The sequence below is a fragment of the Mammaliicoccus sp. D-M19 genome, from assembly GCF_022386695.1.
GTDB classification, from domain to species: domain Bacteria; phylum Bacillota; class Bacilli; order Staphylococcales; family Staphylococcaceae; genus Mammaliicoccus; species Mammaliicoccus sciuri.
This window is the reverse complement of record NZ_JAJNHW010000002.1, coordinates 127,358-141,431: the sequence shown is the minus strand read 5'-3', so window position 1 is coordinate 141,431 and position 14,074 is coordinate 127,358. Positions and strand designations below refer to the sequence as shown.

Here is a 14,074-nt window from a genome sequence, read left to right as displayed (position 1 = left end):
TCACCTTTAACTCACATCTTTCACAATCTCGAGTGTTTATTCCCTCTTTAACTCACATCTTTCACAATCTAATGACAAAACGCAAACCTACTCAACAGGTTTGCGTTTTAATTAAATATTACAAGTATTAACGATTGACTCAAATTGTTTTTCAAAATGTTCTTTTCTATTTTTGATTTCTTCACAAGCGAAATCGATAATTGCATCTTTCTTGTCTTCGAAGTCTTTATTCACTTCAACAATTACAGTTCTTTCATCATTCTCTGGGCGCACTTTATTAATCCATCCTTTTTTCACAAGGTTATTGTATAATCTTGTTCGTTTGTATGGCTTAATATCTATATAACCATCCAACTCTTTCAAACTCATCGATCCGTTATTCCATAACATGATTAATGTAAGAAACTCTTCTTTTTCTATATCAAACTTTTCTTCAATTTTATAAAAAATAATATTTATATTTTTTTGGATATCATCTAATAAAATTAAGTCACTTACGTTATTTACTTTTTCTGTCATAAACTCGCCTCCAACGCTCTCTATATGGGTTATATACCCGATATAGTATCGTTTAAGCTTGTTTGCATTATATTTTATAAATTATTCAGTTTCATCATCAATAAGTAATCCTACGTAGTGAATGCGATTATTCATAAATGATATGATATATTTCATTACATTTTCGCGTTCTGGTTCATTATGTACTTCATGATTAAGTCCGTGCCAAGCTTTAAAATATAATTCGTTAGTATTGATTGTTTTACCGATTTGACGAATTGATTCTGTATCTACTATTTTATCTTCTGTACCTAGCATAAGTAATGTAGGAATTGGAGATATGTGGTGAATATTTTCCATTGTTGCTTTCATTGTTTCTAAGATAGTCTTGTACCAGTGGTAACTCACTTTATTTAACATTAAAGCATCTTTATTCGTATCATCTATTACTTCTTTGTTTCTTGTTAAGCTTTCTACTTTAATGCCCGTATCAAACTTAGCATCTTTCGCAACTGTACCGAAACTTGAAGCTAAGAAATTACGTCTTGTTGAAATATTTTGTTGAAAAGCAACTAATGGTGAAATCAATAGTACGCCTTCAACTTTTAAATCTACTTTTTCTAATAAATTAAGAAGAATAAGGCCACCTAAACCAACACCTAACGTAAATACTGGTAAGTGATATTCTTCTGCAATAGATATCCATTCAAGTACTTGTTCATGGTATTCTTCAAATTTATCAACATGTCCTCTATGTACACGGGAAGTTTGTCCTTGTCCTTTTAAGTCACCCATAATAACATGGTAACCTTCTCGTCGTAGCTTAGTGATTACGTATGCGTATCTTCCTGTATGTTCTAGCATATTATGTACAATTACTACAATTCCTTTAGCTTCTTTCTCAGTTTCCCATTTCCACATAATATATTACTCCTTTTACCTATATAGCTACTTTTTTGTTAAACTTAGTATAACAAAATTTTTCAAAAGAATGGAGAATCTTGAATGATTAAATCTTTTAAAGGTCAAAAACCACAAATCGATCAAAGCTGTTATATTGCTGAAAATGCAACTTTAATTGGTGATATTACAATCGGTCCTAAAAGCTCAGTATGGTTCAACTCAGTTATTAGAGGTGATGTTGCCCCTACAATTATAGGTGAAGGTGTTAATATCCAAGATTTGTGTTGTTTACACCAAAGCCCTAATCAACCACTTATAATAGAAAATTTTGTAACAATTGGTCATAAAGTGACATTACATTCTAGTATTATTCGCAAGCACGCGTTAATCGGAATGGATTCAACAATTCTTGACGGTGCAGAAATTGGAGAATATGCATTTATCGGTGCTGGATCACTCGTTCCACCAGGAAAGAAAATCCCACCACATACGTTAGCATTTGGTCGTCCTGCAAAAGTCATTAGAGAACTGACAGAAGATGACTATAATGAATTAAAAAGAATCAATGCATCTTATATTGAAAAAGCTGAGATTTATAAAGCAGATCAATAAATAATAAAAAGGATTGAGACGCAATGTCCCAATCCTTTTTTGTTACGCTATTTTAAATTTGCTATGCATAAACGGTAATTTTACAACGATATAAGCGATAATAATTTCATAAAACATTGAGAAGAACTTCTCAAAGAAGAAGACAACATTCTGAACTAATATTGTGCCTATATCTGCCCCACTAAAGTGGTAGTTAACGAGTAAGAAATTATCAATAATATTTAAAGCAATGATTGTAACAAAAACTGTCCATGACTTTTTAGTAATCATCGCCACTAAAATTGCTATAATACCAATCACAATTGGCTCAAAAATAAACAATTGCACGAAACTATCTAAAGGTTTCCCAAACATATAAAATGCCATATCCCTAAACATCCCGATTTCTCCTTTACAGTCATTTCTAATACATTAATTGTATCACGATAAACCAGCTATAATTATTAAGATATTTTAAAGATTCATTGCTTTCCTTAACATAAAATTAACATTAATAGCCATTAAATCTTTACATTGAATTAGCAATCAATTCATATTGTCGTGTTACTTTAAAGATGTAACATAAGACGCCTTTAAAGGAGCATGATAAAATGCATTTCTTTAAAAAAATAATTATTTCTTTGTTTATATTCACATTTCTACCACATGCAATTAGCATAGCAGCAGAACCCATTTCACCAAACTATGAGCAAGTCAATCAATCCACCCCCTAAACCATAATAAGCAATATTAAAAAAATTTAAATAATAATGAATTAAAAAAGAAACTGATTTTCCCAATCAGTTTCTTTTTTACAATATAAATACCTTTTTTATCCATTTATGTATATAATAGTATTAATAATATCTTAGAAAAGAATTATTGGAGGGATTTAATATGCTGCATTACTACAAACTTTTTTGGTTAAATGCATTTAATATTCACGGTCGATCTAGACGTAAAGAATTTTGGTATCCAATACTTGCTACAATCATTATCACTATGCTAGGTAATCTATTAATTACAGTACTACCTATTCCTGCGCTTATTACAGTTATTGTTTCTAGCATATTTAATATTGCAACATTTATTGCTTCTATTTCAGTAACTAGTAGAAGATTCCATGATTTAAATATGACAATGATATTTCCTACTATTACATATGCACTTACTTTTATTTTAGATATTTTATATAGTTTATTTAAAGATTCAGTTACAAGTACTTCTATGACTGTACTATATGCCGTCTTATTGATTATTTGTTTATTTTTAAATCTTGCAATTCTGCTTATGGCATGTAGTGAGGGAAATAAAGCTCCAAACAAATATGGAAAAAGTCCTAAATACGTTTAAGATTTAATTGTTCAAACGCATTATACAAATCCAATTAAACTACATTAATATACGTGTATATATTTTCTTATTTCGGACAAAATATTGTCAATATTATGGAACGCCTTGCGGGGGCGTTCTTTTTCGTGTCATAATTCACAATTAGTATAATTTTACATTATATTAAAAATGTAAACGCTTAACTAAATTTGTATTTCCATGATAAAATAAATTAAATGAATATATATATTTAAGGAGGACTTGCTATGCCTGTCGTAAAAGATTTTTTTATTGCATTATCTAACAACAAATTCATGAATGAATCAGCTAAGAAAATGGGTCCTGCACTAGGTGCAAACAAGGTCGTAGCGGGCGTTGATATTGATTCAACAATCGATACAGTTGAAAGATTAAATATGAAGGGAATTTCATGTACGTTAGATAATTTAGGGGAATTCGTAACATCACGTCAAGAAGCTTTAGAAGCTCAACAAAATATTGTTGAAATTATGCGAAGAAACTACAATGCTAATATTGATGCGCATGTTTCGATTAAGCTTACACAATTAGGTCTCAATATTGATAGAGAGTTTGCTTATCAAAATACGAGAGAAATTTTGTTAAAAGCTCATGAATACGGAAATACATTTGTGAACATAGATGCTGAAAAATATGAAGATTTAGTTGGTATTACGGAAATAGTTGATAAACTTAAGGGTGAATTCAAAAATGTAGGGACTGTTATTCAAGCATACTTATTTGATGCTATGAATATTATGGATAAATACGATGATGTGCGATTACGATTAGTTAAAGGTGCATATAAGGAAGCACCTCATATTGCTTATCAAACTAAAGAAGAAATTGACAAAAATTATATAGCATTGATTGAAAAAAGATTATTAACTGCTAAAGCATTCACTTCAATTGCAACACACGATCATAATGTTATTAATCATGTTAAACAATTTGTTAAAGATCATAACATCTCAAGAGATTCATTTGAATTCCAAATGTTATATGGTTTTAGAACAGATTATGCATATCAAATCGCTAATGAAGGCTATAATTTCTGTATGTACGTGCCATTTGGGGAAGATTGGTTCGGTTACTTCATGAGAAGATTAGCAGAAAGACCACAAAATATTAATTTAATGTTATTAGATATCTTTAGTGAAAAGAATAAAGGAAAAATTGCTATCGGAGCTAGTGTAATAGCTGGCTTAACCTTATTAAGTATAGGCGGAATCGCTAAAGCGAAGAAAAAATAATACATAAGAAGCCAGAACGCTTGTCCTGGCTTCTTTGTTTTTATATTTGTGTTTCAATATTTTTAAGTAAGTTTGCCATTTCAATTGCAGCTAAGGCAGCATCTCCACCTTTATTACCTGCTTTTGTTCCTGCTCTTTCAATCGCTTGTTCAATTGTTTCTGTTGTTACGATTCCAAATATTACAGGTACATCTGTTTCATCATTTACTTTAGAAATACCTTTTGCAACTTCATTACATACATAATCATAATGTGTAGTCGCCCCTCTAATTACACAGCCTAATGTTACGACCGCATCGTATTTCCCTGACTTCGCTAATTTTTTAGCTACTAAAGGAATTTCATACGCGCCTGGTACATATGCTACATGAACATTTTCTTCATCCACGTTATGTCTAATTAAAGTATCTTTAGCACCATCTAATAAACGACCTGTTATAAAATCGTTAAATCTACTCACGACGATTGCTACTTTTAATTGTGATCCATCCATTTTACCTTCAAATTTCATTTTAAAAACTCCATTCTATTTTATATTAAATGACCCATTTCATGCTTTTTAGTATTGATATATGATTCATTTGTTTCATTCGGTTCAATGACAACTGGAACTCTATTAGAAACACGTATACCTAAAACTTGTAATTGATTAAATTTATCTGGATTATTACTGATGAGTTGAATTTCTTCTATATTAAAGTATTTCAAAATCTGACTCGCTTCAGTATAATCTCTTAAATCCGCTTCGAAGCCTAAAGCTTCATTAGCTGTAATCGTGTCATAACCTTGTTCAATAAGTTCATATGCTTTAAGTTTATTGATCAGTCCTATTCCTCTACCTTCTTGAGGTAAGTACAAAATCATGCCACCATGTTCTTGAATGTATTTCATTGAATATTCAAGCTGTTCTCCACAATCGCATCTAGCACTATGGAAAATATCACCTGTCACACATTCAGAATGAATACGTACATTCATACCATCTTTAATTTCTCCTGAACTAATGACAATATATTCTTTATCATCTAATTGCGATGTAAAGCCGTACATATCAAATTCACCATATGAAGTTGGCAACTTAACTTTAGATTCAAGATGAATAATTTGATCATGACGTTTTCTATACTTTACAAGTTCATCAATCGTTATCATTAACAAACCATGTTTACGTTTAAATTGATATAAATCATCTCTACGAGCCATCGTGCCATCATCATTCATAATTTCACAAATAGCACCAGCTGGTTTCGCTCCAGAAAGTTTCGCTAAATCAACACAAGCTTCTGTATGACCTATTCTTTCAAGAACACCATTGTCTTTAGCTATTAATGGAAATACATGACCTGGTTGAACGAATGCTGTTGGTGACGTTTCATTAATTAATGCTTTAATCGTATCCGCTCTTTCAAAAGCACTTATACCTGTCGTACTTGATGCATGATCAATACTTACAGTAAATGCAGTCTTATATTTATCACCCGTTTCAGTCATCAATTTCAAACCAAATTGTTGGGCAATTTCGCTGCTTATCGGTGCACAGATTAAACCTCTTGCATGTGTAGCCATAAAATTAATCGTTTCAGCTGTTAAATACTCAGAAATTGCGACAAGGTCACCTTCATTTTCTCTATCTTCATCATCTACTACAATAATCGGTTTACCACTTTTAAGTTCTTGTATGGCATCTTCTACGTTATCAAACATGTTATAGCCTCCTAAAATCCTAGATTAAGTAATTTCTCTTCGGATAAATTTGAATGATTTTGTCCTGTTGCTTTCTGCACATATTTAAATAACAAATCCGTTTCAATATGTACACTGTCACCTTGTTTCTTATTAACAAAGATTGTTCGATCTCTCGTTTCAGGAATTAAATGAATTTCAAATTTTTGAGGATATAATTTAAAAATTGTCAAACTAACACCATCAACTGTGATAGATCCTTTATCAATCATTTGATTTAATAAATGCGCTTCTGTAGATATTTCAATAATCCATTCATCTTGTCTCTTTGAAATATGTTTAATAATGCCTTGACCATCTACATGCCCACTTACAAAATGACCACCAAATCTTCCATTTGCTAACATCGCTCTTTCAAGATTTACTTTGTCATTCATTTTCAAATGTTCTAAATAAGTTACTGAGATTGTTCCAGTAATCACTTCCACTTTAAAACAAGAACTTGCTTTCTCAGTAACGGTCAGACAAACACCATTAACAGCAACGGAATCACCTAAAGATAAATCATCCATTATTTCAGTGGCTTCAATTGTTAATGTTTTAACGCCTTGGTTTGTGCTTGTATTCTTGATTACACCAACTGTTTCAATGAGTCCTGTGAACATCTTGTCACTTCTTTCTTAATGTTATTTTAAGATCTCCACCAATGATTTCTGTTGATATAATTTGAAATAATTTACTATTGGATAAAGGAACGATATCTTGCGTTTGATAATATTGATATTTTCCTTGACCACCAATCATCTTCGGGGCTTGATAAATAATTAATTGGTCTACTAAGTCTTGTTCAATAAACTGACTTACAAGTTTAGGACCTGCTTCAACCATCACTTGAGCATATCCATCTTCATATAAATCTTTTATAATCGTTTTTAAATTTGATAAATCACTGTTCTTAACTTTAATATGCTGGTTCTCATACGTGTGAAATGATTCCGAACTCGTTACAACAATAACAGGATTATCTTCATCTTTGAATATTTCATAATCACCACCAAAGTGTGATTGCTCTGTTAAAACAATTCTAGTTGGATTACTTAAATTGGGATTACGAGTAGTTAATAATGGATTATCTTCACGAACTGTCATCCCACCTGTAATAATTGCATCATGTTGTGAGCGCAATTTTAATACATCTTGTTTAACTTCTTTAGATGTAATCCATTTACTTTCTTTGTAATCTGTCGCAACTTTACCATCTAGACTCGTAGAAATTTTCAAAGTAATAAATGGTAATTTCGTTTGTTGTTGATGAAAAAATGCCTCATATAAGTCTTCTGCTCTTTTAGAAGGCTCATGTTTTACATCTATTCCAGCTTCGTACAACATTTCATGACCACTATTTTTAAGAGAACCATCTTTGACTGCATATACAACTGATTGAATACCGTTATCGATAATCGCTTCGGCACAAGGTGGTGTTAAACCATAATGTGAACAAGGTTCTAAAGAAACATATATTGTTGCACCTTGAGCTTCTTCACCTGCCATTTTTAAAGCTTGTATTTCAGCATGTGCTTCACCCTTTTTTAAATGTGCACCAAAACCTATGATTTTATGATCTTTAACAATAACTGCACCAACAGAAGGATTCGTACCCGTCTGTCCTTGTACACGTTCAGCTAAATCAATTGCAAAATCTAAATATTGATTCATTTCTTTACCTCCTAAAAATAAAAACCACCGAAAATCACTTTTCGGTGGTTGGGAGTAAAAATGTATCACGAAATAAGCCTTTTATGAAAAAAGACTTTAACATTTTAAGTATAACGAAATAAGCGTATAGCATACGCTGTCGTCTATTCTTTCTCCCATCCAGACTATACTGTCGGCTTCAGAATGTTACTGAATCAGCCATAAATGAAAATTCACTTATGGGTCGCGGGCTATTATACCGCCGGTTGGGAATTTCACCCTGCCCCGAAAGAATATATTATTAAATTATATATCAGTAATCACTGATGACATCATTCTATACCATTTCACTAAGAATTACAAATGAAGAAGTTAAATTTATATAGTTAGTATTTGTGTGATGGTTTTAAAATGCTGATAACGACGGGCGTTGTGAACACTTTTGACTAAACTTGTTCATAACGAGGGCACTTAGTTACAAAACTCGCCTGAAATGTTACTAAGGATATCCATAGTTACAAAACTCGGCCGAAGTGTTACTATGGACGACCTTAATTACAAAACTACTCAGAAGTGTTAATACTGTATTCTTATTTGTACTTTCAGACAGAACTGCTTCTAACGACATCAGTATTTGCACTTGTTTCCAAACTTGCTAATAACGACCCCAGTATTTGCACTTTGTACCAAAACTGCTTTTAACGCCCCATCACCCTCACACATAAAAATTAGCTTGAGACATTAAACACTGTCTCAAGCTTACATTTCAACTTCCTTTATACTATTTCTTTTTAGATTTCGCCTTTTTAACTTTTTTTCTTTCTTCTAATTCAACGTATAAATCATTTACGGCTCTTACGGATTGATCGACTAATAATGAAACGCCATTTACATCAAAATTAACACCACTTGTTAATTGTCCAATCACTTTTAAATTTGGCATTGTACCGAATTTAGGACTAATAACTTCATTTGAATATGGCATCACTAGAATACCTCCAAATGGATGTGCAGCTATAATTTGCTTGTTCTCTAATCCTTTAATAAAATGCTCTTCTTCTGTCAATTCTGATAAATGTTTTTTAGGACCAGTCGCATTAATAACATAATGATAACTTGTTTCTTCTTGTTCGCCTTCATATTTAATTCTAAATTTACCGTAATATTTTCGTACATTTTCTAATCCTTCTTTAACGACAATGTCTCCATTTTCAATCCATTCGATTAATTGCTTAGCTGATGATTGAGGCATAGGATTCGCATTACGTTTAAAGTGATGTCCATACTTTTCTAAAAATGTCGTTTTATCATCGATTGTCATGGCATTCCATACAGGAATCATATGATGTTTTACTTCTTCAACAAATGATTGAAAATGCCCTACTTCATCTTCATGTCTTAAATCATATTTCATATTCGCTACATTATCTTTTTTAAATCGATAAAGCATTTTTTTCAAGTTAATATTTTGATATTCACATTCTTTCGCAAAGAGGTTTTCTATTTCTTTTAATGGTGCGATACCTTTATGCGTCTTTTTTAACTTTTCTATTGAATCTTTCGTAATATACTTCAAATTGATTTCATGTTTAATACCTCTAACTGTCGGAAATTGAGCATGTCTTGAAGCTACAGTTATTGGAAGTTGTTTATGATTTTCCATTACAAATCTAATGACATCTATTGAACTAAGTCCTGTTCCAATTATCGCAATATCATCATTTTCTTTAACATCACGTAATGCTTTAATTGTTGGATATGGTGATTCAATATACCCTTTTAATCCAGATAAATTGTACGGATCTTTATAAGGTAAAGTACCAATAGTCAAAAAGACATAGTCATACTTTTGGCATACCGCTTCATCATCTTCTATATAGCAGACATCTATTTTATATTGTCCTCTTTCATCTTTAATTTCTTCGACATAGCAACTATCAACTTTATGCTTATGTACGAATATATTATCGTGTTTATTTAATAAGTCATTTAAAATAGACTTCATATAATGGCCAAATACTAATCTTGGTAAATATTTCGCTTTACCATAGTCAAAATCATCATTTTTCTTATACCATTTCTTAAAATCTTTCGTATCATCTGGACTTAAAGACATTTGATTAGCTGGTAAGTTAATGAGTAATCGATCACTATCATTTTGAAATGGCTTACCCATACCCATATCTTCGACACTATCAAATATATCAACCGTAATTTTTTTGAATTTTTTATGTTTTGCTAATTGGTTTAATGTACTAACACCAGCAGTTCCCATTCCTATTATTGCTACTTTCAAATTGTACCCCTCCAAATCTCTCAATGCATAATATGCAAAAATCATTCAATTTTATAAATCTATTATACATGTGGAAAACATAACATGTCTTTATATATAACATTAGTCTCATTCACACTTTTTTTATTTATTCCTTTTTTTAAATAACAATAAACATAAATTACACGATTTGGGCGATTTTCATAATTATGCAACTATTGTGTTATAATAATAAACGTCATTATTATAAATTTCAAAAAAAGGAGAAGTATTATGTTATCAATCCAAGACTTAACTAAAGTTTATCGTGGCGGAAAAAAAGCCGTAGACAGCATCAATATGAAAATTGAATCTGGTGAATTTATCGCTTTTATCGGTACGAGTGGTAGCGGGAAGACAACTGCTTTAAGAATGATTAACCGCATGATAGAGCCAACTAGCGGGACAATTACGCTTGACGGGAAAGATTTAAGCAAGATGAATCCAGTTAATTTAAGAAGAAATATAGGTTATGTCATTCAACAAATTGGTTTAATGCCACATATGACGATACGTGAAAATATCGTTTTAGTACCTAAATTACTTAAATGGACTAAAGAAGAAAAAGAGAAAAAAGCTAAAGAACTTATCAAATTAGTAGACTTACCAGAATCATATTTAGATTTATACCCATCTCAATTATCTGGTGGACAACAACAACGTATTGGTGTTGTAAGAGCACTTGCAGCAGACCAAGATATCATTTTAATGGACGAACCATTTGGTGCTTTAGACCCTATTACAAGAGATACATTGCAAGACCTTGTAAAGACACTTCAACAAAAACTTGGTAAAACCATTATATTTGTAACGCACGATATGGATGAAGCGATTAAATTGGCAGATAGAATTTGTATTATGTCTCAAGGTGAAATCATTCAATTTGATTCACCAAACAATATTTTAAAAAATCCAGCTAATGATTTTGTACGCGAGTTTATCGGTCAAAACAGACTTATTCAAGATAGACCTAACATACGTGTTGTTGATGATGCAATGAAAGATCCAATTGCCATCACTTCTGAGAAGACAATAGACGAAGCTGTTTCGATTATGAGAGAGAGACGTGTAGATACGCTATTTATTACAAATGTAAAAGGTAAACTTGTCGGATATATAGATATTGAAGATTTAAACGAAGGATATCGTAAAAAATCAGACATTATCGATATTATGCATCGAGATATTTATACAGTTAAGACAGGTACGATGCTTCAAGACTCTGTTCGTACAATTTTAAAACGAAATGTGAGATTAATCCCTGTTGTTGATGAACAATATTACATAAAAGGTGTTATAACAAGAGCAAGCTTAGTAGATATTGTTTACGATTCTATATGGGGACAAACCGAGGAAACAGAAGCAACTGAAAAAAGTGATATCAAATAAGGAGTGAAAAATAGTGATTGAATTCTTACAAGTTAACGGAAACGAACTACTTCAGAAGACACTGGAACACTTCTATATTTCATTATTAGCTTTACTTTTAGCAATGATCGTAGCGATACCACTTGGCATTTTATTAACACGAACTAAAAAGTTAGCCAAAGTCGTATTATCTATTGCAAGTGTTCTACAAACCGTTCCGTCATTAGCAGTATTAGCACTTATGATTCCTTTCTTAGGTGTTGGTAAATTACCTGCCATTTTAGCATTATTTATTTATATCTTATTACCGATTTTAAACAACACATATATCGGCATTAATAATGTTGATAAAAATGTTAAAGCAGCTGGACTAAGTATGGGTATGACAAAATTCCAAGAAATGTTCATGATTGAATTACCACTTGCAATATCAGTCATTATGAGTGGCGTTCGTTTATCAAGTGTTTATGCAATCAGTTGGGCAACATTAGCAAGTTTCATTGGTGCTGGTGGTTTAGGTGACTTTATCTTTAATGGTTTGAACTTATACCAACCTGATTTAATTATTGGCGGTGCCATAAGTGTTACATTAATCGCGCTTATTATGGACTTTGTACTTTCTAAAGTTGAACTATGGGTTACACCTAAAGGGTTAAAAGTTTCAAGATAAGGAGGAAATATAAACATGAATAGATATTTTAAATTGTTATTGCCTATCATGGCTTTATCTGTCATTTTATCTGGATGTTCATTACCTTTTCTTGGCGCTTCAGGTGATGAAAACTCAATAAAAATAGGTATGCAAAATACAAGTGAATCACAAATTATGGGACATATTGATAAATTGATGATAGAACATGAAGCTAAAAAAGATAACGTAAAAGAAAATAATATACAGCTTATCAATAATTTAGGATCATCAACTGTTACATTTAATGCTCAAAATAGTGGAGATGTTAACATTTCAAGTGCTAGATATACGGGAACTGATTTAACAGGTGCATTGGGTAAAGATCCTATCACTGATCCTAAAAAAGCTTTAAAAGTAGTGAGAGATGCATTCGATAAAGATTATGACCAAAAATGGTATGGTTCATATGGTTTTGAAAACACTTATGCCATGATGGTTACGAAAGAAACAGCTAAGAAATACAATCTGAAAAAAGTTTCAGACATGAAAAAAGTATCAAATAAATTAGAAGCTGGCGTTGACTCATCTTGGATGAAACGTCCTGGAGATGGATACCCAGCATTTAAAGAAAAATATGGTTTCGATTTTAAACGTACTCGTCCAATGCAAATTGGCCTTGTATATGATGCGTTAAACACAGGTAAAATGGACGTTGTATTAGGTTATACAACAGACGGAAGAATTGCGAGCTATGATTTAGTTGTGCTTGAAGATGACTTGAATTTCTTCCCTCCTTACGATGCAAGTCCATTAGTTACAAAATCTTTAATTAAAGAAAAACCTTACGTTGATCGCGCAATGAATAAATTAAGAGGAAAAATCTCTACAGAACAAATGCAAAAATTAAACTACGAAGCAGATAATAACCTTAAAGAACCTGCTGTAGTAGCTGAGGAATTCCTTAAAAAGCACAATTATTTTGACGATGAAAAGGATGGTGAGAAATAGTGGTTGATAATCATGTATGGTCACAATTAGTCGATTATTACGCAACAAATGGTGGATATATATTTCAACTTTTCCTAACTCATTTACTTATTTCTGTTTATGGTGTGTTATTTGCGGTTATAATAGGTATACCAGTAGGCATTTTCATTGCTAGATATTCTAAATTATCTGGCTTTGTCATTTCGCTAGCTAATATTATTCAAACAATCCCAGCACTTGCCCTACTTGCGATATTAATGCTTGTGATGGGACTTGGTTCAAACACTGTTGTAATGACAGTATTCTTATACGCGTTGTTACCGATTATCAAAAATACGTATACGGGTATTAATAACGTAAGTTCAAGTATTAAAGATGCTGGTAAAGGTATGGGTATGACATCACGTCAAATCTTAACGATGGTTGAACTTCCCCTTTCGTTATCAGTAATGATTGGTGGTATAAGAATCGCATTCGTTATTGCAATTGGTGTTACTGCAATCGGATCATTTATTGGATCGTCTACACTTGGTGATATCATTATTAGAGGTACAAACGCTACTGATGGTACATCACTTATTTTAGCCGGTGCAATCCCTACCGCTTTACTAGCAGTACTAAGTGATTTAATATTAGGCTTTATTGAAAAGAAATTAGACCCAACAAAGAGAAAGCAAAAAGGTCCACAACCTCAAACACTTTCGGAGTGATATTAAATGAAATTTATATTAAAAGTAATTGTATCAACTATTGTTATTTTAATACTTTCACCTAAGAAAAAACTTAAATAATTTACATTAA

Annotated in this window: 15 protein-coding genes and 1 riboswitch; of the genes, 7 read left to right on the top strand and 8 right to left on the bottom strand. The window is 31.7% G+C overall.

Annotation, left to right across the window (positions count from 1 at the left end; all coding sequences use genetic code 11):
• Positions 1-111: 111 nt before the first annotated feature.
• Positions 112-519 (bottom strand): transcriptional regulator, SarA/Rot family, encoded by a 408-nt coding sequence (locus tag LQ675_RS06290; RefSeq protein ID WP_152291576.1) that lies wholly within the window; start codon positions 517-519, stop codon positions 112-114.
• A gap of 81 nt (positions 520-600) precedes the next feature.
• Positions 601-1,419: an alpha/beta fold hydrolase gene (locus LQ675_RS06285; protein WP_025905248.1), complete on the bottom strand. Its 819-nt coding sequence runs from the start codon at positions 1,417-1,419 to the stop codon at positions 601-603.
• Between the two features lie 84 nt (positions 1,420-1,503).
• Between LQ675_RS06285 and LQ675_RS06280 the strand changes: the two genes are divergently transcribed.
• Positions 1,504-2,013, top strand: coding sequence for a gamma carbonic anhydrase (locus LQ675_RS06280; protein WP_048539543.1), 510 nt, complete (start codon positions 1,504-1,506; stop codon positions 2,011-2,013).
• A 42-nt stretch (positions 2,014-2,055) separates the two neighbouring features.
• Here the strand turns inward: LQ675_RS06280 and LQ675_RS06275 are convergent, their stop codons facing one another.
• On the bottom strand, positions 2,056-2,391 hold the full coding sequence (locus tag LQ675_RS06275) for a hypothetical protein (RefSeq protein WP_239727215.1): 336 nt from the start codon (positions 2,389-2,391) through the stop codon (positions 2,056-2,058).
• A gap of 498 nt (positions 2,392-2,889) precedes the next feature.
• Here LQ675_RS06275 and LQ675_RS06270 point away from each other — a divergent pair, with 498 nt between their 5' ends.
• Positions 2,890-3,345 carry a DUF805 domain-containing protein gene (locus LQ675_RS06270; protein ID WP_048539541.1) on the top strand — a complete coding sequence of 152 codons (456 nt, stop codon included), beginning with the start codon at positions 2,890-2,892 and terminating at the stop codon, positions 3,343-3,345.
• Positions 3,346-3,590: 245 nt separating this feature from the next.
• The gene (locus LQ675_RS06265; RefSeq protein WP_048539540.1) at positions 3,591-4,595 is read left to right on the top strand and encodes a proline dehydrogenase family protein; all 1,005 of its coding nucleotides are present in this window, start codon (positions 3,591-3,593) and stop codon (positions 4,593-4,595) included.
• A 40-nt stretch (positions 4,596-4,635) separates the two neighbouring features.
• Here LQ675_RS06265 and ribH read toward each other — a convergent pair whose 3' ends face one another.
• From ribH to LQ675_RS06240, 5 genes are all read right to left on the bottom strand, one after another.
• Positions 4,636-5,106, bottom strand: coding sequence for a 6,7-dimethyl-8-ribityllumazine synthase (ribH, locus tag LQ675_RS06260; RefSeq protein WP_058592006.1), 471 nt, complete (start codon positions 5,104-5,106; stop codon positions 4,636-4,638).
• A gap of 20 nt (positions 5,107-5,126) precedes the next feature.
• On the bottom strand, positions 5,127-6,299 hold the full coding sequence (locus tag LQ675_RS06255; RefSeq protein ID WP_048539538.1) for a bifunctional 3,4-dihydroxy-2-butanone-4-phosphate synthase/GTP cyclohydrolase II: 1,173 nt from the start codon (positions 6,297-6,299) through the stop codon (positions 5,127-5,129).
• 11 nt (positions 6,300-6,310) lie between these two features.
• Complete coding sequence (locus tag LQ675_RS06250) at positions 6,311-6,943, bottom strand: riboflavin synthase (RefSeq protein ID WP_107610371.1); 633 nt, start codon at positions 6,941-6,943, stop codon at positions 6,311-6,313.
• 4 nt (positions 6,944-6,947) lie between these two features.
• Entirely contained in the window at positions 6,948-7,994 is a 1,047-nt protein-coding gene (ribD, locus tag LQ675_RS06245) for a bifunctional diaminohydroxyphosphoribosylaminopyrimidine deaminase/5-amino-6-(5-phosphoribosylamino)uracil reductase RibD (RefSeq protein WP_152291574.1), read from the bottom strand.
• 143 nt (positions 7,995-8,137) lie between these two features.
• Positions 8,138-8,270, bottom strand: a riboswitch (FMN riboswitch).
• A 484-nt stretch (positions 8,271-8,754) separates the two neighbouring features.
• Positions 8,755-10,269, bottom strand: coding sequence for an FAD/NAD(P)-binding protein (locus LQ675_RS06240; RefSeq protein WP_048539535.1), 1,515 nt, complete (start codon positions 10,267-10,269; stop codon positions 8,755-8,757).
• Positions 10,270-10,521: 252 nt separating this feature from the next.
• Here LQ675_RS06240 and LQ675_RS06235 point away from each other — a divergent pair, with 252 nt between their 5' ends.
• Genes LQ675_RS06235 through LQ675_RS06220 form a run of 4 tightly spaced genes read left to right on the top strand, consistent with a single transcriptional unit; the run spans position 10,522 to position 13,983 of the window.
• Positions 10,522-11,676, top strand: a complete 1,155-nt coding sequence (locus LQ675_RS06235; protein ID WP_048539534.1) for a betaine/proline/choline family ABC transporter ATP-binding protein — start codon at positions 10,522-10,524, stop codon at positions 11,674-11,676.
• Between the two features lie 13 nt (positions 11,677-11,689).
• Positions 11,690-12,325, top strand: a complete 636-nt coding sequence (locus LQ675_RS06230; protein ID WP_025905237.1) for an ABC transporter permease — start codon at positions 11,690-11,692, stop codon at positions 12,323-12,325.
• 15 nt (positions 12,326-12,340) lie between these two features.
• Positions 12,341-13,294 carry an osmoprotectant ABC transporter substrate-binding protein gene (locus tag LQ675_RS06225; RefSeq protein WP_239727213.1) on the top strand — a complete coding sequence of 318 codons (954 nt, stop codon included), beginning with the start codon at positions 12,341-12,343 and terminating at the stop codon, positions 13,292-13,294.
• Complete coding sequence (locus LQ675_RS06220) at positions 13,294-13,983, top strand: ABC transporter permease (RefSeq protein ID WP_048539532.1); 690 nt, start codon at positions 13,294-13,296, stop codon at positions 13,981-13,983. The genes LQ675_RS06225 and LQ675_RS06220 overlap by 1 nt, the downstream gene beginning before the upstream one ends.
• Positions 13,984-14,074: the final 91 nt, after the last annotated feature.

Excerpts from the sequence above, each read along its gene's own strand:
- LQ675_RS06235 (WP_048539534.1), top strand. The coding sequence starts at position 10,522 with ATGTTATCAATCCAAGACTTAACTAAAGTTTATCGTGGCGGAAAAAAA.
- LQ675_RS06280 (WP_048539543.1), top strand. The coding sequence starts at position 1,504 with ATGATTAAATCTTTTAAAGGTCAAAAACCACAAATCGATCAAAGCTGT.
- ribH (WP_058592006.1), bottom strand. The coding sequence starts at position 5,106 with ATGAAATTTGAAGGTAAAATGGATGGATCACAATTAAAAGTAGCAATC.
- LQ675_RS06270 (WP_048539541.1), top strand. The coding sequence starts at position 2,890 with ATGCTGCATTACTACAAACTTTTTTGGTTAAATGCATTTAATATTCAC.
- LQ675_RS06285 (WP_025905248.1), bottom strand. The coding sequence starts at position 1,419 with ATGTGGAAATGGGAAACTGAGAAAGAAGCTAAAGGAATTGTAGTAATT.
- LQ675_RS06275 (WP_239727215.1), bottom strand. The coding sequence starts at position 2,391 with ATGTTTAGGGATATGGCATTTTATATGTTTGGGAAACCTTTAGATAGT.
- LQ675_RS06225 (WP_239727213.1), top strand. The coding sequence starts at position 12,341 with ATGAATAGATATTTTAAATTGTTATTGCCTATCATGGCTTTATCTGTC.
- LQ675_RS06250 (WP_107610371.1), bottom strand. The coding sequence starts at position 6,943 with ATGTTCACAGGACTCATTGAAACAGTTGGTGTAATCAAGAATACAAGC.
- LQ675_RS06290 (WP_152291576.1), bottom strand. The coding sequence starts at position 519 with ATGACAGAAAAAGTAAATAACGTAAGTGACTTAATTTTATTAGATGAT.
- LQ675_RS06265 (WP_048539540.1), top strand. The coding sequence starts at position 3,591 with ATGCCTGTCGTAAAAGATTTTTTTATTGCATTATCTAACAACAAATTC.
- ribD (WP_152291574.1), bottom strand. The coding sequence starts at position 7,994 with ATGAATCAATATTTAGATTTTGCAATTGATTTAGCTGAACGTGTACAA.
- LQ675_RS06255 (WP_048539538.1), bottom strand. The coding sequence starts at position 6,299 with ATGTTTGATAACGTAGAAGATGCCATACAAGAACTTAAAAGTGGTAAA.